Here is a 19,614-nt window from a genome sequence, read left to right as displayed (position 1 = left end):
TTCAAATGGCTATTCTACGTTTGATTGGTTTTGGAAAAAAAGAAGAATTTAAGAAAGTGCTAGCAATTTTAAGAAAGAAAAAGCCTGATAGGACAAGGATCCTATGAAATTTGTCGTGTACAGAGTACAAATTTATTAATTTGTTTCCATTTACGTGCCATGCTCGGAATAATTTGTGCTTTTGCATCCGTAATACCGAGTGGCTGTAAGAAATAACTGTTTTGATCGACATAGCGATGTTTCGCTCGATCATGTCCTTGCTGCTCCGTAGGAATTTTCCCTAAGGCTGGCTGCTTTTTGCTGATGCTTAGCATCGCTTTCTTTTTATTTTTTTTGAGCTGAATTTCTTCATCCAAGGTCATCAGGTTGGCTTGCTTACAACAACTCAATAAACTTTCGACTTGTTGATATGCGGATGCGATTGGATAGTTTTTGGTGATGTCTTGGGTTTTGTAACGATATAAACAGCTGAGAAATGACTCACCTTGCAGCGAAATGACTCGCAAGGTCATTTTTTCTAATTGCTCTAATTCACCTTTATACTGACTCAAGATCATGCGATCAAAACGCTGTGTTTCAATGGCTTGCTGAAAGGCTGCTAAAAATTGCTGCTCTTGCGTAGAGGGAGAAGCCAAAGATGACATAATATAAACCTAGATAAATTTGCAAAACAATTTTAAATCTTCTTACACCAAAAGCAAAATTGAATTACTATACATATGTATATTTAAATTATTATAAAAGATACGTTATGAATGCTCCCCATCTTTTAGCTTATGACCCAGCTGAAGAAAGACTGAATTTCTATACCCATGCTTTCGGTGCGGCTTTGTCTGCCATCGCAGGTATCCTACTGATTTTAAAAGGCTCCTACCTTCCAACTGGACAATGGCTTGCACTTTGGGTGTATGCATTCAGTATGCTGTTATTGTTTTCAGCATCGAGTCTATATCACTTCGCAGAGTCTCCTGAGCGCCGTGGTTGGTACAAAAAACTCGACCATACTGCAATCTATTATCTAATTGCAGGTACTTACACCCCGTTTCTGGCAATCGCACTGCCTACCGCAAAAGCGCATTATTTACTCATTGCACTGTGGGTGATTGCCGCAATTGGGACACTATTCAAATTAATTTTCATTCATCGTTTTCAAAAGATTTCGTTGATTGCCTATTTGGTGATGGGATGGCTTGCAGTACTGGTAATGGATGATATGCAACGCTTTTTATCTGATCAAGCTTTAACCTACCTGATCATTGGCGGGCTATCTTATACAATCGGTGCATTGTTTTATGCCTTAAAAAAGGTAAGATATACACACGCTATCTGGCATATTTTTGTATTGATAGGTGCAGGATCACATTTCCTGTCGATTTATCTCTACGTGATATAACCCACTGACACTGCATTCTTTAGTGACCCTAATTCCGCAGTTCGTAAGTTGGTATTTCGTATTTTTTTAAGAAATTACGCCTTTTTTAAAAAGATTACGCTTTTAAAACTAAGTTCAATTATTTTTAGTAAGTGTAAGGTCCACCATGGCGTCTTCAAGTGCTGCTGCCACTGAACAGCAACCAACAAATTCAAAATTCCGCGTACTTACAGCAAGTCTTGTAGGTACCACAATCGAATTCTTCGATTTCTACATCTATGCAACTGCGGCTGTAATTATCTTCCCGCATCTGTTCTTCCCTGCAAGTACAGATCCAACAACCGCAACGATCCAATCTCTAGCAACGTTTGCGATTGCCTTTATTGCTCGCCCGATTGGCGCAGCATTCTTTGGCCATTTAGGTGACCGTATCGGTCGTAAAGCCACATTGGTTGCCGCACTCCTCACCATGGGGATTTCGACGGTATGTATCGGCTTGCTTCCAACCTATGCTCAAATTGGTATCGTTGCCCCTCTTTTGCTTGCGCTTTGTCGTTTAGGTCAAGGTCTTGGTTTAGGTGGTGAATGGTCAGGTGCCGTTCTGCTTGCAACTGAAAATGCGCCAGAAGGCAAACGTGCTTGGTATGGTATGTTCCCACAATTGGGCGCGCCAATCGGCTTTATTCTTGCAACAGGCTCATTCTTGACCTTAGGTCACTTCATGTCTGAAGCTGAGTTTATGCAATGGGGCTGGCGTATTCCATTCATTGCAAGTGCTCTATTGGTTATTGTCGGTCTGTGGATTCGTTTAAAATTACATGAAACACCAGCGTTCCAAAAAGTATTGGATAAGCAAAAAGAAGTAAATATTCCGTTCAAAGAAGTGATCACTAAGCACTGGGGTATGTTAATTCTCGGTACGATTGCCGCGATTTGTACATTCGTCGTGTTCTACTTAACTACCGTATTCGCTTTACAATGGGGTACAACTCAGCTCGGTTACACACGTGAAGAGTTTTTAAAACTTCAACTGGTTGCCACACTTTGTTTTGCTGCCTTCATTCCACTTTCTGCTGTATTTGCAGAAAAATTTGGTCGTAAAGCGACTTCGATTGCGGTGTGTGTTGTATCTGCATTGTTTGGCTTAGTCTTCTCAAGCATGCTTGAGTCTGGCAGTACTGCGATGGTGTTCTTATTCCTATGTATCGGTCTTGCGATCATGGGTTTAACCTATGGTCCAATTGGTACGGTATTGTCTGAAATCTTCCCAACGTCTGTACGTTACACAGGTTCAGCTTTAACCTTTAACATGGCAGGTATTTTTGGTGCATCTTTCGCGCCATTGATCGCAACTAAACTTGCAACTGGCTATGGTTTATATGCAGTAGGTTACTACCTGACTGCAGCATCAATCCTTTCATTGATCGCGTTCTTAATGATTCGTGAAACTAAAAATGATGATGTGAATAATCAGGTTTAATCTGCACATAATAAAAAAGCCAGCACCTATTGCTGGCTTTTTTATGTCTCAAATTGAGTCAATGAACTGATGAATACTCTGTAGTTGACAGCATTTTGATGTAATTTATGAATGCAGCTTAGATCCAACTGAGCAATACACATCATCTGTTCCAAGACACTGTCATTCACTCAACTTCAAACAGCAAATGTTTAATGGCACGGTTCAATTTTATTAACAAAGCAAGGTCTGTAGCTCTTCATCAAGAGGAACAGTCACCAAACCGTTTAGCGATAATGAACGGTAGTTTTTGATTAAACCAACTCGATAATATCAATGGTCGGTGGCACAAGAAAACGAAAAGGCACCCCAACCATGCCCGTACCAACAGTGACAAAGACATCTGCATTGTCATGCTGATATAGCCCTTTTTTATGACCTAAAATCGACACTTTTTTCATTACATAATCGGTCAACCATGGCAATTCCACTTGTCCACCATGTGTATGACCCGACAACATCAATGGTCGTCCTGGCAGTTTAGGTACCATATCAACGGTATCTGGATTATGCGACAAAATGATCCAAGGTTTATCTTGTGGCAATTCTGGCAAATAGCGCATATCGGCTTTACCAGCCCATAAGTCCCCAACGCCTAATAAGCGAAACTCATTAAATTCCACCACTTGCCCTTCGATATCCACCACATGATTACTTTCTAATGCATGTTTTAACAGCGCTTGAATAGGTGGGCCGGGATATTGCTCATCATGATTTCCATTCACCGAATAAATCGGAGCAATAATTTTTTTTAGTACGGCCAGTTCTTCAGCTAACTTATTTTCTGGCTCGTAAGTCCAATCCCCTGCAACCACGACCAAATCAGGATTTTGCGCATTGATTTTATCGACGATCATTTTTAACTGACGTTCATGACCCGAAAATAAACCAATATGTAAATCACCAATTAAAGCAATGCGAACTGGCTTTAATAGCTGTCGTGTTTCATGCAATTGATATTGGCATTTTTTTACCTGAATCATGTGCGGCTCGATAAAGCGGGCATAGCACAAAAGCCCCGTAACAGCACCGACAAAAATCGCTTCATGTAGTGAATAATAGCCACTCCAGCCTGCATAAAAGCTAAAGAAGAACAAAGGGATAAGTAAATACGAAAGATAAAATGCCAACAAATGTACGAAGGCTTTAAACGGATGAATCGTTTCCGTGCGTGACTGACTTAACCAAGCTTGGGATATTGCCCAAACGCCCAGCACAGCCAACCCGATATAAAAATACATCACTACGGAATCTAATTCCCACATACATTTGCTCTACAATTTGCCTAACGAGAAAACTCGGTCACTATATTTATCTTTTCACAGCTGACACTTATACTCAAATCAAATTTTTTAGTATGTCTAACAGTATGAACTCAGCTACACTGAAACAGCAAAATTTGTCCTTCATACATAACCACACTAAGGTGGTTTTGCTGAGTTGTAGCCTTGTTGTGACTTTATCTGCATGTAGTACCTTGCCTAAACAGCAAACTCAACCTGTGGAATATGCCTTTAATACTCCCACTGACGATACTAGCCTTGCTAAAATTGTGCTGCCGTTACGGGAACAAAATCCTAACTTAACCGGTTACCACGTTCTGTATGACCCATTAGAAGCCTTAGCAGCTCGAATCGAGCTAATCAATAAGGCCGAAAAAAGTTTAGATCTACAATACTATATTTGGGATAACGACAAAATTGGTGCTTTGGCCCTACATGCCATGATCAAAGCTGCAGATCGTGGGGTGAAAATTCGTTTATTGGTCGATGACAATAATGCAAAAAAGATGGAAGGCATTTATATGGCACTCGACCAACATGCCAATATTGATGTCAAACTGTATAACCCGTACCGCTTCCGACATTTCCGCCCTGTCGATATGGTACTGGATCTAAAACGCATCAACCGTCGTATGCACAACAAAAGCTTTATTGCAGACAATCAAATTGCTCTGATTGGTGGTCGCAATATGAGTAACCAATACTATAACGTCAGTGATAACTATCAATTTTCCGATGTCGACGTCATGTTGGTCGGTGCGGCATCCGATGAAATCATCCATTCTTTTGACGAATATTGGAATGATGATTATGCCTTTCCAGTACGTCAATTGGTCAATCCACGCCACTATAGTTTGCGCTTTGACAGTCTCAAACAACAACTCGATGACTATAACCAAGAAGCCACTGTGGTCAATTATTTGGACTTAGCTAACCGTTCACATGCCTTTGATGACTGGCTCAACAATAAAATCCAATTTGATTGGGTCAAAGCCGAAGTGGTCAAAGATTCCCCGAGCAAAATCAAATCTAAAGCCAAAAAAGAAGAGCACCTCAACTTTCAGCTCCTCAACCGTTTAGATAAACCGGAACAAAGTGTCGATATCGTTTCAGCCTACTTTGTCCCAGAAAAAAAAGGGGCTGAACGCCTAAAAAACCTTCGTGCAGATGGCGTAAAAGTCAGAGTCTTGACCAACTCATTCCAGGCCAATGACGTACCATTGGTTCATGCTTTTTATAGCAAATATCGTCAAGATCTCTTGGAACACGACGTTCAACTCTATGAATTTCTCTCTAGACCTGATGCAGAAAACCTCAACACCAATACCAAAGAGTTGGCGGAAAAATCTAAAGTGAGTCTAAAAGGTTTAAGCCGTTCAAGCCTGCATGCCAAACTGATGGCAATTGATGAAAAACAAGTCTTTATCGGCTCATTTAACTTTGATCCACGTTCAGCATATTTAAATACTGAAATTGGGGTATTACTGAATAGCCCACGCTTAGCCAAAGCCGTCCACTACACCATGGATGAAAATTTAAGTAAATATGCCTATAAGTTAGTGCTCAATGCAGACCAACAGATCAATTGGAAAATTAAGCTGTCAAATGGTCAAACGCGTATTTATCCACGTGAACCGAAAATCAAGTGGTGGCAAAAAGCGGGGGTTAAATTTGTCTCTTGGTTGCCGCTCGAAGGCTTTATGTAAGGATCGTGCTGCAAAGGCATCCCCTTGCAGCGTATCATTAAATTATTTAACTTCAACTGGAACTGGCACTTTAAGGACTTTAGCTTGAAGCTCAGCTAATCCCTGATTCATTTTTTGCTGTACTTCTTGCGTCAGGCTTTCAACAGTATGACCTGCCGAATCAATTGCCGGCAATGTCATCAGATGCGCGGTGACATTCGGCATTTCCAAGACATTTTTGACATGTCGATCAAAGCTAATGTCTCCGACATAGGGCGCAATATTGTCCAGCTCACCCTCTTGATTTACATAGCAAATTAAGCAAATTTGGACTGGACGTTTGGCTTCAATCGCCGCACCTAAAATACGACCATGAATTTTTTTAATTTTGCTGCCATCTGAAGTGGTGGCTTCTGGGAAAAAGAGTACGGGGGTATCTTGTTTTAAGAAGCCCGTAATTTGTTCTTTAATTTTAATCGAGTCGCCAGAGCCACGCTTAATAAATAAGGTGCCACCGCCTTTCGCCAAATTACCCAGCACTGGCCATTTTTCAATTTCAGCTTTCGCCAAAAAGAATACACGTGCACCAGAACCTAAAACTGCCACGTCCAACCATGAAATATGATTACTTACCCAAAGGGCGGGTTGTCGTGGAATTTCACCATGCACTTTGACTTCAAGATTAAATACTTTGCATAACTTGCGACAAAAATACTGCACATAGCGAGTATTTTGCGGGTTATTCGGGTCTTTATACAATTGATGACGATAAACCAAATAAAAACCCTGCGTCACGGCAACAGCTGCTGCACCGACTTTTTTACAATACAAATAAAATTTTGAAAACACATTAATTTGCGGTGTATTGACGATTTGAGGTTGATTCATAAACGGTTCACTAAAAGGACACGGTGCCACAATTTGGCGTAAATTTTCATCATCATATACCGAAGACAGTTTTTTTGCATTGATCATAAAAACCGAAGTCGAAGATAATATTTTCCCATTTTAATCGTTTTTAAAAATCAAATATTATTTTTATATCGGTTTTAAAGGTTAAAATTATGAATCATTCACATTCGGACCATCCCCCTATTTCTTCATGGCAAGCTTTAAAAGCCATTGCTGGTTTTTCACTGATATATATGAGTGTGCTTTTTTTACTGGCACTGAGCTTTCGCAGCTTTCTCTAATTGAACAGCAGGTCATATAGCAACTTAGCCATTAATCCCTCACTTAGATTAACCCTCGCACTGCATTTTCGCCTAAAATGAATCTTTAAACAGGAGTGTGTGCTGAGTGGAAAATTTAAATCAACATCAAGCGAGCGGTGAACGCGTAATTTTAGTCAGCGTAGCAGTACAAATGCTCGCAGACCTTGATGCCGAAGAATTCCACTTATTAGCTCAATCTGCAGGTGCCAATATTCTGCAACATGTGCATGCTCAGCGTATTAAACCTGATGCCAAATTATTTATTGGCTCAGGGAAAGCTGAAGAAATTGCAGAAGTGGTTGCAGAGCATGAAGCCGAATTGGTCATTTTTGACCATGCCCTCACCCCTGCCCAAGCACGTAATCTTGAACGCATCATGCGTTGTCGTGTGGTCGATCGTACAGAATTAATTTTAGATATTTTTGCCCAACGCGCACGTACCTATGAAGGTAAATTGCAAGTTGAATTGGCTCAATTACAACATATGGCTTCACGACTGATTCGTAGTCGTGGCGATCTCGATAGCCAAAAAGGTGGGATCGGCCTACGTGGACCGGGTGAAACGCTGCTGGAAACTGACCGTCGTCTACTCAAGCTCCGTATGGGACAACTCAAAGCGAAACTTGAGAAAGTCCGTCAAACACGTATGCAAGGTCGTGTGGCACGTCAAAAAGCCGCTGTTCCAACCGTGTCATTGGTGGGTTATACCAATGCGGGTAAATCGACCTTATTTAATAATTTAGCGAAAAGTGATGTCTATGCAGCAGACCAACTGTTTGCGACACTTGATCCGACCTTACGCCGTCTACATTGGGATGGTATCGGCAACTTAGTGCTCGCAGATACTGTAGGTTTTGTGCGTAATTTATCGCACTCACTGGTCGAGTCGTTTAAAGCCACCTTAGAAGAAACGTTGGAGGCGACCTTATTGTTACATGTCATTGACTCCAGCAGTCCTGACATGATGGAACAAATCGAGGCTGTCGAAAAAGTACTGAAAGAAATTGGTGTCGATGTTCCGATTCTGCGCGTTTATAACAAAATTGATGTCAGTGGTGAAGATCCTAAAATCATCTATGGCAAGCCACATCAGCCGGAACGTGTCTATGTCTCAGCACATAGTGGTAAAGGTCTTCCCTTATTACGCCAAGCGGTTCAAGAATGCTTAATGGGACAGATTCAAAGCTTTGAAGTCCGTCTAAAACCGGCTTATGGCAAATTAAGAACACAACTGTATGCGCTCAATGTGATCCAAAATGAAAGTTATGATGAACAAGGCAACTTAATTTTGCACGTCATCATTGCCCCGCATAAGTTAGAACAACTGATTAAACAGGCGCATTTACACATCGAAGAAATCTTGGGAACGCGTGCGCAACAATTTCAACGTCCACTTGAAGAATTTGAAATTAAAGACTAAATCGGTTAAAACTTGATTAGTATAATTTTAACGAAAGACAAAAATGGACTGGATCAAGCGCATCGACTGGAAAGCCTGGATAGGCACTATTGCATTAATTATTATTTTCCGTGAAGGCGCGGTCTGGGTCATGAAGCAATTCAATCACCCAGAATTAGGCAATCTAGTCGGTTTGATTAGCCTCTTGATCGTGCTTTCATTTTGGAGAAAATTCAACAAAATTCCAGCCAGTTTGGTCGATACCAATAATAAAATCATGAAAGAAAGTGCCTTTGCCTTCTTACCCATTAGTGCAGGCTCATTGCTGATGATGATGCATTTAGGTGATGAAATTCCAATGTTTTTGATTGTTCTCTTTGTCAGCACCCTCATACCGCTGTGGGTCTACGCAAAAATATCTAAGAAATGGCTATAAGGAGAATCAACATGCTTTCAATCATCTCTGGATTCATCATTACACTGATCGCCTATCTTGTCGCAAAACCCATTAATAAAAAATTACCGCAAATCCCCGTGATTGTGATTGGGATGTTTTTCGTCATTGGTATGCTCTATCTGTTTGGCATTTCCTATGAAAGTTATATGGCACAGGTCAATCCACTGTTCAATAACTTACTCGGCTATGTCACAGTGGCCTTGGCCATTCCTTTAGCAGCGATGCGTTACGATGACTTACCATTAAAAGCCGTGGGCGGGATTTTAGTCTTTGCCAGTATCAGTGCCGTTGCCCTCCCTATGGGGCTGGCTTATTTACTGCATCTGTCTGATCCAACCATTATGGCTTTTGCTACACGAGCTGTGACGACCCCTATTGCCATCAACATTGCCACGCTGCTGCATTCCCCGATTCCTTTGGTGATTTTGATTGTAATTTTATCAGGGGTGATTGGTGCAGCATTTTCACCCATCATACTCAAAAACATTCATGATGAGCGTGCCTCAGGACTCGCTTTGGGACTTGCTGCACATGCGATTGGCACAGCTCAAGCTTGGCAGCGCGGAAGTGTTGCGGGGCGCTATGCCGCTTTTGGTATGGCCGTCAATGCAGTATTTACAGCGATCTGGCTGCCAACCTTCATACTCTATCTACAAAATATGTGACTGAGCAATCACTTTTAAATAATTGTTTTGTATAAAAAATAAACTTAATATAAATTCTATGGTACACCACAACACATTGAATGATGTGCTGTGGATGTTACATTTTTGGTAAAGGCACTTTTGTGCAACATGTCAACTTTCCCGCATAAAATGTAAATATTTATGCTTAGAGTAGTTGCTCTAAGTTCAAATATTACCTAGTATGATCAATAAACCCTCACAAAGTGTATTGATAAAGGATTATTAATATGATCGAAAAAAGCTTGAAATGGGCTGCATTATTCGGTGCTGTAGTAACAAGCTCTGCACTCTATGCTCAAGATCTTACAGGGACTTGGCAACAAATTGACGATAAAACCGGCTCTCCTAAAGCACTGATCGAAATTCGAAAAGATGCCAAAGACACCTATACCGGAAAAATTGTCAAAGTGACGCCTCGTCCGGGTTATACACCAAAGGAAAAATGTGTGAATTGCCCTGCACCTTATACCAACCAACCTATTTTAGGCATGGATGTGTTTAAGGGGCTAAAACTTGAAAGCGAAAACACTTACTCTCAAGGGAAAATTATTGATCCTTTAGCAGGCAAAATTTATAGCTTAAAAGGCAAAATTTCTGCCAATGGTAAACGCTTACATTTACGTGGATATCTAGGGATTTCCGCAATTGGTCGTACACAGACATGGATTCGCGCTGAATAAATTTTAACTTTATTTAGTTCATTGATTTGATATAGGTGAACCACCTACAGGGAATATCTGATGAAAAAATTAAAAGTGAGCCTCTTATTCTTAGCTGCTGTAATGAGTGGTTCTGCCTTCGCACAAGATTTGTCAGGTACTTGGCAACAAATCGACGATAAAACAGGCTCACCTAAAGCGGTAATTGAAATTCGTAAAGAAGCCAATCAAACCTACACAGGTAAAATTGTTAAAGTCACTCCACGCCCAGGTTACACTCCACGTGAACTTTGCAATAAATGCCCTGCTCCTTACACCAATCAACCTATTTTAGGCATGGATGTCTTAAAAGGTTTAAAACAGGTGAATGACAGCAACAATTACGAAAAAGGACGTATTATTGATCCTTTAGCGGGACGAGTTTACGATACTAAAATTCGTCTGAATGCTTCAGGCAAACGTTTGACTTTACGTGCTTATATGGGTGTATCGACTTTGGGACGTAGCCAAACTTGGATTCGCATCAATTAACCCTCACTTAAAAATAAGTTAAAAAAAAGCCACCCTTCAGGGTGGCTTTTTTATGCCGAACATCTTCAAATTATTTTTAAATTAAAGTTGACTATTCTCATAAACTTTCTAACATACATGTTCATAAATCACGCTTCTCGGGGAAAAGCGATTATGTTTAAAAAAATATTATTCAGCCTATGCACATTGGGTTTGATGAATGTCGCATTTGCAAATGACATTGCCGGCACGTGGCAACAAATTGACGATAAAACAGGGGCGGCCAAAGCGATTATTTCGATTCACAAAGAATCAAATAATACATATACCGGTAAAATTATTAAAATTACGCCACGTCCGGGCTATACACCACAAAAAAACTGCAATAAGTGCCCTGCACCTTATACCAACCAACCGATTCTCGGCATGGAGATTATTAAAGGCTTAAAACAAATAAATAGCACCAATAATTATGAAAAAGGTCGCGTTATCGATCCATTGGCGGGTAAAATTTATGATGCAAAAATTCGTTTAAATAGCACTGGTAAACGTCTCACTTTACGTGCAAGTATTGGTGTTTCAGTACTTGGTCGTAACCAAACTTGGATTCGTCTAGACTAATCCTCACACCAATAAAAAAGCCGCTTCAATGCGGCTTTTTTATTTTAAATACTTACATTACAGGATTATCGACCGCAAACATGCGCTGATCTTCTAAACGATAGGCCATCAACTGATTGCCCCAAACACATCCACCATCCACATTTTGGATTTTTGCTGAGATTCTTTTTCCTTGTAAAGCGGCCCAATGACCAAAAAGAATTTGATGGGTCTGCGCTGCTTGTGACTCAAACTCAAACCATGGCTTAAAACCCTTAGGCATAGGGTCATCGAGTGAATCTTTAAAACTAAACTCTAAACGGCCTTCTGCATCGGTTAAGCGCATGCGGGTCAAATAGTTGGTAATACAGCGTAAGCGCGCATGACCAGACAAATCATCCGTCCATAGGTTCGGCTCTTTACTGTACATTACTTGAAGAAACGCATCGACCACATCAAAGTCGTCATGACCAATCACCGCTTCCACCTCTTTTGCCAAATCAGCGGTTTGCTGCGCAGTCCAATTCAAAGGAATACCCGCATGAGTCAAAATGGTTTGCTCATTCGGAAATAGACACAGCGGCTGCTTGCGTAACCAATCAATCAAATCATCACTTTCTAAAGCGTGAATCACATCATCGATATTGTCTTTAGGATTGATATCCTTAATACCGCGAGCGCATGCCAGCAAAGTCAGATCATGATTGCCCAGTACCGTGGCCGCAACTTCACTATCCACTAATTTTTTGATGAACCGCAAAGCGCCTACCGAGTTTTCACCCCGTGCGACGAGATCACCGGCAAACCATATAAAATCTTGGTCTGCATCAAACTTGATCTCTTTCAGTAAAGCTTTTAATGCTTCAAAACAGCCTTGAACATCACCAATGACATAGTTATAGCGAATTGAGCGAGTCATAATTATTTAAGCCACCATTTGATCTGCTAATGCGACAAATTCTGCAAGTGTTAGGGTTTCTGGACGCGCCATTGGATCAACCCCTGCATTTTCAAAACCATCTTCAACCAACATGCCTTTTAAGCTGTTGCGTAACGTCTTGCGGCGCTGAGTAAAGACATGTGAAACCAAACGCACAAGCGCTTTTTCATCTTTCGCCACAATCGGTTTAACGGCATAAGGCTCTAAACGGAATACCGCAGAGGTGACTTTTGGCGGCGGATTAAATGAGCCCGGCGGCACTTCAAATAAAAACGTCGGTTTGCAGAAGTATTGGATCATCACCGATAAACGACCATATTCTTTAGTATTCGGTGAAGCGGTAATACGGTCCACAACTTCTTTTTGCAGCATGAAGTGCATGTCTTTGACTTTGTCGCCAAACTCCAAGAGATGGAACAGCAGCGGTGTCGAGATGTTATACGGCAAGTTACCAACCACACGCAGAGGACGGCCTTCGGCAAACAGCTCGGTAAAGTCATATTTCAGCGCGTCAGTTTCAACAATGGTCAAGCGCTCAGGATGCGGCACACGGCCCGGCAAACCTGCGGCTAAGTCACGATCCAGCTCAACCACAGTTAAAGCATCACATTCACCAATTAAAGGCGATGTAAGCGCAGCAAGACCGGGACCAATTTCGACAATATTGTCACCAGTACGCGGATTTACCGAACGTACAATTTTGGCAATAACACGTTGATCATGTAAGAAATTCTGTCCAAACCGCTTACGCGTGTGATGCCCTTCATCTTTTGGGTTTAGGGCATTAATTTGATACATAAAATTCTCCGCATAGGTTTATTACAACGATTACTGACTTGATTCAAATTCACTCAAGCGAGCAAAAATTTCTTCGGACTTGGTCACATTATCCCGAGCCGCTTTAATTACACTGAGCAATGGCTCTTTTTGTTTCAACAAAGTCATTGTTTCAGATTTCATCATTTCTTCAGTTTCAGCCTGAATGGAGAGCAAACTTTCGCGCATTTCAGCATTGTTTACGCGCTCTACACCCAGTTCAGGATTACCATTCAGTTGAGCCTTCAAATAAATATTGAAAGTTTCAAAATCTGCTAAAAAGTCATCTAAATCGTCTGGATGAATAGAATTCACATCAGTTAAATTCAGCAAAGAATCCAACAGTCGTCCCGCAATAAAGACTTGATTTTTAGCAATAATCGCTTGCATTGCTGAATTGTTTGCTCTAGCCATCATATCAGCCAGAAGGTTATATTCAGCTTGAATACCTGGAATGGTTTCACTTACAAGAAGTTGATATTCATATAGTGCACTCAGGCTATTTTGATGCTGTACAAGCAGATCAATATTAGCATTGATTGCCTGTCCATCTTGAAGCATTTTATCAGCACCGCCACGATTCGCATATTTTTTATGCATCGCGGTCAGCGCTTGATTAAATTTTTGCTGATTATGTTTAAAGCCATCCACAGCACCCGGTGATGCAAAACGTATAAATCCTTCCGTCTGTTTCGGAATTTGCAGCGATAATACTTTTAAGTCACAAGAATGATGATCTGTAGCGAGCGTTGAGCATGCTGACAGCATCAACGCTAACGCAATCCCCAAAAATGGGCGAATGATCGATTTCGCCCCAAGCATCTTGTTATTTTCCTGTATTGTTTTTAATAATTTTTCACTATTATTCATATAAAATTCAAACCTTTATTATTAAGTTTCGTTATTTTTCGCACGCGCCAATTCTAAAGCTAAATCGACCGCCACCTGTAAACTCGAACTTTTAGCAAGACCGCTTCCCGCCAGTGACAGTGCGGTGCCGTGATCCACTGAAGTCCGGATAAACGGCAAGCCCAAAGTGATATTGATGGCTTCGCCAAAGCCCTGCGACTTTAACACAGGCAAGCCCTGATCGTGATACATCGCCAAAACCGCATCAGCATCTTTTAAATTTTCAGGGGTAAATAAAGTATCGGTAGGTAAGCTCAGGCTCATATTCACCCCTTGAGCGCGATAACGCTCTAGCACCGGATTGATCACTTCAATCTCCTCCATGCCCAAATAGCCATCTTCACCCGCATGCGGATTTAAACCGCAGACTAAAATATGCGGATGATCTTTTTTAAATTTGGTTTTTAAATCATGAATTACAATATCAATGACCTGATGCAAGCGTTCTTGAGTAATGGCATCGGCTACATCACGAAGCGGTAAATGTGTAGTCGCCAATGCGACACGGAGCGTTTTGGTCGCAAGCATCATCACGACACGATCAACGCCTGCAGATTCTTGATAAAACTCCGTATGTCCGCTGAAATGGATACCGGCATCATTAATAATCGACTTTTGCACAGGTGCAGTTGCAACACCTACACTTTTGCCAGACATCGCATAATCTGCAGAACGACGTAATTGTTCCAACACATAGGCTGCATTGTTCACATCTAACTGACCTGCGATGACAGATTTAGCCACAGGTACATGTTCCACATAAAGCTGACCTAGAGCTGCCGACGCTTCCTGCCCAACATAGTCAATCAGTTCAACTTCGAGCTTTAACTGTTGAGCGCGCTTGATCAGCAAATCTTTATCAATAAGAACCACAAGTGGCCTTTCATCTATTCGATTGGCTAAGCTCAAACAAATATCAGGTCCGATACCTGCGGGTTCACCGCTCGTGATATATAAAGGCAGCATGGGTCTATCCTGTGTGTGCAATAGCATTATTATACTGTGTGATGCACATGACAGACCTAATTTTATTGACTAAAAATATCGGACTAAAACTCAAAAATAATTACGTTGTGCGACATTGTATGGAATGAAATCGAAAGCAAAACCTGAAATGCCAATGATCCAAATCAGTGCAATAAGAATTACAATGCCGCGCTGAACGGCCGGTACATGCTGCGGGTAGTTCGTTATCAGCCAAAAAAACATACCGCCCACAAGCAATAATCCAATCAACAGATAAACCAATAAATAACTAAGGAAAAATAAAGTGAGCATCATTAACAAAACGATGATTGCGCCATCCGCCCCATGCAAAGACACCAAATACAAAAAAGTTGGGCTTAAAATCAAGGTGCTACATAAGCCCATTAAATACCACCAATGTCGCCAAAATAAGGGGTCAGATGTGGTTTTTAACAGATTAGAATTCGACATGATTTACATTCACCCGCTTTTTTTATAATTTCTGGATTATCTGCTGTTTATTGCTGAAGAAATATACTACAATACAGCGCTTGAAATTTTATATTTTCATTTGTGATTCTTCACGTATTCGTATAGAATCGCGTCTCCTTTTGTTTGGACAGCTTCCATAGTCCAAACCAACTATAATAGGTAGTGGTTTAATGAAAACTCTCAGCGCTAAGCCAGCTGAAGTTCAACACGACTGGTACGTTGTTGATGCTTCTGGCAAAACTTTAGGTCGCCTTGCGACTGAAATCGCTCGTCGTTTACGCGGTAAGCACAAAACTTCTTATACTCCTCACGTTGACACTGGTGACTACATCGTTGTTATCAATGCTGAGCAAGTTCAAGTGACTGGTAAAAAATCACTTGATAAGAAATATTATCGCCACACTGGTTTCCCTGGTGGTATTCGTGAAACTAATTTCGAAAAATTAGTTGCTCACAAACCAGAAGAAATCTTCGAACGTGCTGTAAAAGGCATGTTGCCAAAAGGTCCTCTTGGTTATGCAATGATCAAGAAAATGAAAGTGTACGCTGGTACTGAGCATCCACATACTGCTCAACAGCCACAAGTTTTGGACATCTAAGGGATACAGCACATGGCTACTAACTATGGTACAGGTCGCCGTAAGACCGCAACTGCACGTGTTTTCCTATCAGCTGGTACTGGTAAACTCGTAATCAACAACCGTTCTTTAGAACAATATTTCGGTCGTGAAACTGCTCGTATGGTTGTTAACCAACCACTTGAGCTTTTAGAAGCTACTGAGAAATATGATCTTTACATCACTGTTGCTGGTGGTGGTATCGGTGGTCAAGCAGGCGCTATCCGTCACGGTATTACTCGTGCATTGATCGCTTCTGACGAGACTCTTAAACCTGCTCTTCGTCAAGCTGGTTTCGTTACTCGTGATGCTCGTGAAGTTGAACGTAAGAAACTTGGTTTACGTAAAGCTCGTAAACGTCCTCAATTCTCTAAACGTTAATTCGTTTACCGAATCGGACAAAAAACCTTGGCTTATGCCAAGGTTTTTTTATGCCTTGATTTTTATGAAGATGATGCAAATAGAATAACGATCCGATAAACAAAGAGACTCAAACTCGCAATTAAGCATATAACCGACAATGTTAGTGTAATTGTACAGATGGTTATTTTGCTTTTTTGTTCTGGGCTATCATCCTCTGCTCCATAATCAGAGGCATAACCTCCAGCGAGTGCCGTATAAAAGCCAATGCCCATAAAAATAACAGCAGCGAAAAATAATAATTTTTGTACCAGTGCAATGGTCATCATGCGGTGATGATCAGGTAAATGAATGACATGAAAATCTATCAGATAATATCAAATAAAACAAAACTGTAATTTTCACTGTAGCTGCATTGATATTGCTAAAGTCTCCGTGATTTTACTGTCTAATTTTAGTATCCTATCTTATTCATTTCTCATCGTCTCGGATTATGTCAGTCGAAAATGCACCTCTCCAAGGGATTACGCTTTACAGTCATGCGGATGACTTTCGCTCACACTGGATACGCTATGTACTTGCAGAGAAGCAAATCAAACATAATTTAATTATTGCTGATGATGAAGACGAAGATCTTGCGAGTTTAAATCCATACAATCAACTTCCAATGATGATTGAAAATGGACTAAAACTCTATAACAGCAGTATTATTGCTGAATATCTGGATGACCGTTATCGTCAAAATAAGCTGTATGCCGATGCACCTATGCCTCGTGCAGAGCAACGTCAATATGTATGGCGCTTCGAACAAGACTGGTTAAGACTGGCGGATATTATGCTTCGCCATCCCGATACCCTCGATGAAAAAGCCAAGCAAAAAGCACAAAAACAATTACGTGATACACTGATTTCACTAACCCCCTTGTTTCAGCATTATCCTTATTTTATGTCTGAACAATTTAGCATGTTAGACTGTATGCTCGCGCCTATATTTCTGCGCCTAAAAGCCATGGGGATTGAGCTTCCCAAACAGCAATGCCGCCCTATATTTCTCTATTGCCAACGCATCTTTAGCCGTCCAGCATTTATCAAATCAATGACATTGCAGGAAAAAAATCGCTATAGCGAGCTTTTAGTAAAAAATTAATTTTCCATAAATATTCGAGTAAGCATTATGTCTGAACAGGAACTACAACTCACTCCAACACGTCCATACTTAACACGGGCACTTTATGAATGGATTTGTGAAAACCAACTTACCCCCTACCTACTTGTCGATGCGACACAGAATGGTACGATGGTGCCAGTTCAATATATTCAAGATGGCCAAATTGTCCTGAATATAGCACCTCATGCAACGCATGCGCTACACATGAGTAATGAGACGATTACTTTCTCTGCACGCTTTGGTGGCGTTTCGCAAAACCTCTATATCCCCTTTTCTGCTGTTCTAGGCATCTATGCACGTGAAAATGGTCAAGGCATGTTCTTCGATCCTCAAGAATATGAAGGTATTCAGAATGATCAAAATGCTTTAAAATCAAACGACCAAGAACAACAAGAGCAACCGAAGAAAAAACCGGGTTTAAGGTTGCTCGATTAAAGAATAAGGAAGCGAATAATGGCTTTTGATTTAGTACAATATTTTGTCGAACAAATAGAATCTCAAAAGCCTACGCTTTTAAGTCATTTAAATCGTGAAGAAAAACGACAACATTTACGTGAAATTAATGCTTTAACCTTAGGTGAATTGATTCATCAGCTACGCATTAATGGTGAAAAGGTTTATCAAGAAATTACTCAGCCTGATGAACTCTATATTCAGGAAGTTTCACGTCATCTCACCACCAACCCTTCAAATGCATCAACATTAGAACGCTCTGAACTCGAAAACCTAACTACAGAAGTTTTTCATTTACAATTAAATGAATTAAAACAACTTCATGATACAGGCTCACATTCACCGCAAAGTATTCGAGAATTACTCAACGGACAAATTGAACATCTTTCTGGTCAAGCGGATGATTGGGTTTGGTCAACAAACAACCTAACAGAGCTCCTTGGTTCTAAACCAAATCTTCAAGAAGAGATATCATTAGAGGCATCAATGAAGGAGTTCAATCAAATGGTTAATCAACAACATACACAAGAAGACGTAACAACTGAAGTACAAGTACCGACTTGGTCAAAAATTGTAGAGCCAGTAGTTGCAGTGGTGATTCTATGGATTTTGGCATCTGCAGCATGTAATATTTTTGCTTAATTGACTTCATTTCTCTAAATCTATGACCTGCTTTTTAAGCAGGTTTTTTTTAATCGAATATTTAGGATATTGATATTTTAAATATAAAATTTACCCGATAAAGGTAGCCAAATAATGATCCCAGGCAGTATCGTGGACAACCTATCCCTCTAAATTCTTAAAATATTTCTGCTCAAAGGCTTCTGGGCTTAACCAACCATTTGCAGAGTGCCTTCTCACTCGATTGTAGTAAATCTCAATATAGTCAAACAAGACAACATTGGCTTCTTTTCGGGTCAAAAATACACTGCCATGTACCACATGACCTTTAAATGTGTGAAAGAAGCTTTCTGTTACTGCATTATCCCATGAGCAATATACTGCGCAAGGCCTCGTCTAGACATGCTTTGGATGCAGTTATTCATCAATAATAGCGCTCTAAAATCACGACTACAGTGCTGTGAGCCTTGGTCAGAATGGACCATGATATTCGTTGGATACCCGCCCACAATTCAAATTATGCAGTCATTGGCTTATGTTAGCTTGGATGATTTCAGAAGAACGAACCATTCATGAAATTTTAAATAAACCCTTTTATCATCCAACTTTAGAAGAAGGGTTAAGAACTGCATTAAAGCATGCACGACGTCAGTTAAGATAATTTTATCGTTTTAGGTCGATTTATAGCGTTGGATTTCCAACGCTTTATTTTCGCCCCCTTTTATCTTTTTTCCACGCATAAAAAAACACCCCCTGAGATATCAGGGGGTGTTTCGAATAATGAGCTGGCGATGACTTACTCTCACATGGGTAACCCCACACTACCATCAGCGCTAAGAGGTTTCACTTCTGAGTTCGGGAAGGGATCAGGTGGTTCACTCTTGCTAT

The 19,614-nt window shown here is 40.7% G+C and carries 22 protein-coding genes, 1 rRNA gene and 3 pseudogenes; 15 read left to right on the top strand and 11 right to left on the bottom strand.

Going from position 1 to position 19,614, the window contains the following annotated elements:
• Positions 1-125 precede the first annotated feature (125 nt).
• Positions 126-644: pseudogene (locus tag FTU05_RS15285) on the bottom strand (methyltransferase); the annotation flags it as partial.
• Between the two features lie 107 nt (positions 645-751).
• On the opposite strand from FTU05_RS15285, the gene FTU05_RS15280 reads away from it, so the two are divergent.
• On the top strand, positions 752-1,393 hold the full coding sequence (locus FTU05_RS15280; protein WP_180011623.1) for a hemolysin III family protein: 642 nt from the start codon (positions 752-754) through the stop codon (positions 1,391-1,393).
• 145 nt (positions 1,394-1,538) lie between these two features.
• Complete coding sequence (locus FTU05_RS15275; protein ID WP_078190101.1) at positions 1,539-2,852, top strand: MFS transporter; 1,314 nt, start codon at positions 1,539-1,541, stop codon at positions 2,850-2,852.
• Positions 2,853-3,145: 293 nt separating this feature from the next.
• Here FTU05_RS15275 and FTU05_RS15270 read toward each other — a convergent pair whose 3' ends face one another.
• Positions 3,146-4,156 carry a metallophosphoesterase gene (locus tag FTU05_RS15270; RefSeq protein WP_180011627.1) on the bottom strand — a complete coding sequence of 337 codons (1,011 nt, stop codon included), beginning with the start codon at positions 4,154-4,156 and terminating at the stop codon, positions 3,146-3,148.
• 104 nt (positions 4,157-4,260) lie between these two features.
• Between FTU05_RS15270 and FTU05_RS15265 the strand changes: the two genes are divergently transcribed.
• Positions 4,261-5,880, top strand: a complete 1,620-nt coding sequence (locus tag FTU05_RS15265; protein WP_306670328.1) for a phospholipase D family protein — start codon at positions 4,261-4,263, stop codon at positions 5,878-5,880.
• A 42-nt stretch (positions 5,881-5,922) separates the two neighbouring features.
• Here FTU05_RS15265 and FTU05_RS15260 read toward each other — a convergent pair whose 3' ends face one another.
• Positions 5,923-6,747 (bottom strand): 1-acyl-sn-glycerol-3-phosphate acyltransferase, encoded by an 825-nt coding sequence (locus FTU05_RS15260; protein ID WP_180165889.1) that lies wholly within the window; start codon positions 6,745-6,747, stop codon positions 5,923-5,925.
• Positions 6,748-7,158: 411 nt separating this feature from the next.
• On the opposite strand from FTU05_RS15260, the gene hflX reads away from it, so the two are divergent.
• The 6 genes from hflX to FTU05_RS15230 all read left to right on the top strand — a co-directional run bounded on the left by hflX (position 7,159) and on the right by FTU05_RS15230 (position 11,405).
• Entirely contained in the window at positions 7,159-8,493 is a 1,335-nt protein-coding gene (hflX, locus tag FTU05_RS15255) for a ribosome rescue GTPase HflX (RefSeq protein ID WP_180165885.1), read from the top strand.
• Positions 8,494-8,536: 43 nt separating this feature from the next.
• Complete coding sequence (locus FTU05_RS15250; RefSeq protein ID WP_180165883.1) at positions 8,537-8,908, top strand: hypothetical protein; 372 nt, start codon at positions 8,537-8,539, stop codon at positions 8,906-8,908.
• 11 nt (positions 8,909-8,919) lie between these two features.
• Positions 8,920-9,594 carry an LrgB family protein gene (locus tag FTU05_RS15245; RefSeq protein WP_180009207.1) on the top strand — a complete coding sequence of 225 codons (675 nt, stop codon included), beginning with the start codon at positions 8,920-8,922 and terminating at the stop codon, positions 9,592-9,594.
• A gap of 248 nt (positions 9,595-9,842) precedes the next feature.
• The gene (locus tag FTU05_RS15240; RefSeq protein ID WP_111884999.1) at positions 9,843-10,295 is read left to right on the top strand and encodes a DUF2147 domain-containing protein; all 453 of its coding nucleotides are present in this window, start codon (positions 9,843-9,845) and stop codon (positions 10,293-10,295) included.
• Between the two features lie 60 nt (positions 10,296-10,355).
• Entirely contained in the window at positions 10,356-10,805 is a 450-nt protein-coding gene (locus FTU05_RS15235; RefSeq protein WP_180009209.1) for a DUF2147 domain-containing protein, read from the top strand.
• A 153-nt stretch (positions 10,806-10,958) separates the two neighbouring features.
• Positions 10,959-11,405 carry a DUF2147 domain-containing protein gene (locus FTU05_RS15230; protein ID WP_180117421.1) on the top strand — a complete coding sequence of 149 codons (447 nt, stop codon included), beginning with the start codon at positions 10,959-10,961 and terminating at the stop codon, positions 11,403-11,405.
• Between the two features lie 52 nt (positions 11,406-11,457).
• Here FTU05_RS15230 and FTU05_RS15225 read toward each other — a convergent pair whose 3' ends face one another.
• The 5 genes from FTU05_RS15225 to FTU05_RS15205 all read right to left on the bottom strand — a co-directional run bounded on the left by FTU05_RS15225 (position 11,458) and on the right by FTU05_RS15205 (position 15,486).
• Complete coding sequence (locus FTU05_RS15225; protein WP_180165881.1) at positions 11,458-12,303, bottom strand: symmetrical bis(5'-nucleosyl)-tetraphosphatase; 846 nt, start codon at positions 12,301-12,303, stop codon at positions 11,458-11,460.
• 6 nt (positions 12,304-12,309) lie between these two features.
• Positions 12,310-13,122: a 16S rRNA (adenine(1518)-N(6)/adenine(1519)-N(6))-dimethyltransferase RsmA gene (rsmA, locus tag FTU05_RS15220; protein ID WP_180165879.1), complete on the bottom strand. Its 813-nt coding sequence runs from the start codon at positions 13,120-13,122 to the stop codon at positions 12,310-12,312.
• A gap of 30 nt (positions 13,123-13,152) precedes the next feature.
• Complete coding sequence (locus FTU05_RS15215) at positions 13,153-14,010, bottom strand: pilus assembly protein PilJ (protein ID WP_180165877.1); 858 nt, start codon at positions 14,008-14,010, stop codon at positions 13,153-13,155.
• A gap of 21 nt (positions 14,011-14,031) precedes the next feature.
• Complete coding sequence (gene pdxA / locus FTU05_RS15210; RefSeq protein WP_180165876.1) at positions 14,032-15,015, bottom strand: 4-hydroxythreonine-4-phosphate dehydrogenase PdxA; 984 nt, start codon at positions 15,013-15,015, stop codon at positions 14,032-14,034.
• A 90-nt stretch (positions 15,016-15,105) separates the two neighbouring features.
• Complete coding sequence (locus tag FTU05_RS15205) at positions 15,106-15,486, bottom strand: hypothetical protein (protein WP_180165875.1); 381 nt, start codon at positions 15,484-15,486, stop codon at positions 15,106-15,108.
• Between the two features lie 191 nt (positions 15,487-15,677).
• On the opposite strand from FTU05_RS15205, the gene rplM reads away from it, so the two are divergent.
• Both rplM and rpsI read left to right on the top strand, forming a co-directional pair.
• Complete coding sequence (gene rplM, locus FTU05_RS15200; protein ID WP_004722943.1) at positions 15,678-16,106, top strand: 50S ribosomal protein L13; 429 nt, start codon at positions 15,678-15,680, stop codon at positions 16,104-16,106.
• A gap of 12 nt (positions 16,107-16,118) precedes the next feature.
• Positions 16,119-16,505 carry a 30S ribosomal protein S9 gene (gene rpsI / locus FTU05_RS15195; protein ID WP_078190115.1) on the top strand — a complete coding sequence of 129 codons (387 nt, stop codon included), beginning with the start codon at positions 16,119-16,121 and terminating at the stop codon, positions 16,503-16,505.
• A 62-nt stretch (positions 16,506-16,567) separates the two neighbouring features.
• Here the strand turns inward: rpsI and FTU05_RS15190 are convergent, their stop codons facing one another.
• Positions 16,568-16,813: a hypothetical protein gene (locus FTU05_RS15190; protein ID WP_180165874.1), complete on the bottom strand. Its 246-nt coding sequence runs from the start codon at positions 16,811-16,813 to the stop codon at positions 16,568-16,570.
• Positions 16,814-16,977: 164 nt separating this feature from the next.
• On the opposite strand from FTU05_RS15190, the gene FTU05_RS15185 reads away from it, so the two are divergent.
• The 3 genes from FTU05_RS15185 to FTU05_RS15175 are packed head-to-tail and all read left to right on the top strand — an operon-like array spanning position 16,978 to position 18,747.
• On the top strand, positions 16,978-17,631 hold the full coding sequence (locus FTU05_RS15185) for a glutathione S-transferase N-terminal domain-containing protein (RefSeq protein ID WP_180041718.1): 654 nt from the start codon (positions 16,978-16,980) through the stop codon (positions 17,629-17,631).
• Positions 17,632-17,658: 27 nt separating this feature from the next.
• On the top strand, positions 17,659-18,087 hold the full coding sequence (locus FTU05_RS15180; RefSeq protein ID WP_180041717.1) for a ClpXP protease specificity-enhancing factor: 429 nt from the start codon (positions 17,659-17,661) through the stop codon (positions 18,085-18,087).
• 18 nt (positions 18,088-18,105) lie between these two features.
• Positions 18,106-18,747, top strand: coding sequence for a hypothetical protein (locus FTU05_RS15175; RefSeq protein ID WP_180041715.1), 642 nt, complete (start codon positions 18,106-18,108; stop codon positions 18,745-18,747).
• A 141-nt stretch (positions 18,748-18,888) separates the two neighbouring features.
• On the opposite strand, the pseudogene FTU05_RS15170 reads toward FTU05_RS15175, so the two are convergent.
• Positions 18,889-19,229 (bottom strand): annotated as a pseudogene (locus FTU05_RS15170) (IS3 family transposase); the annotation flags it as partial.
• Between the two features lie 32 nt (positions 19,230-19,261).
• On the opposite strand from FTU05_RS15170, the pseudogene FTU05_RS17985 reads away from it, so the two are divergent.
• Positions 19,262-19,387: pseudogene (locus FTU05_RS17985) on the top strand (hypothetical protein); the annotation flags it as partial.
• 122 nt (positions 19,388-19,509) lie between these two features.
• Here FTU05_RS17985 and rrf read toward each other — a convergent pair.
• Positions 19,510-19,614 (bottom strand): 5S ribosomal RNA (rrf, locus tag FTU05_RS15165); the annotation flags it as partial.

The sequence above is a fragment of the Acinetobacter sp. YH12049 genome (genome assembly GCF_013419875.1).
Taxonomy (GTDB): domain Bacteria; phylum Pseudomonadota; class Gammaproteobacteria; order Pseudomonadales; family Moraxellaceae; genus Acinetobacter; species Acinetobacter amyesii.
This window is presented reverse-complemented; position numbering and strand designations above follow the sequence as displayed.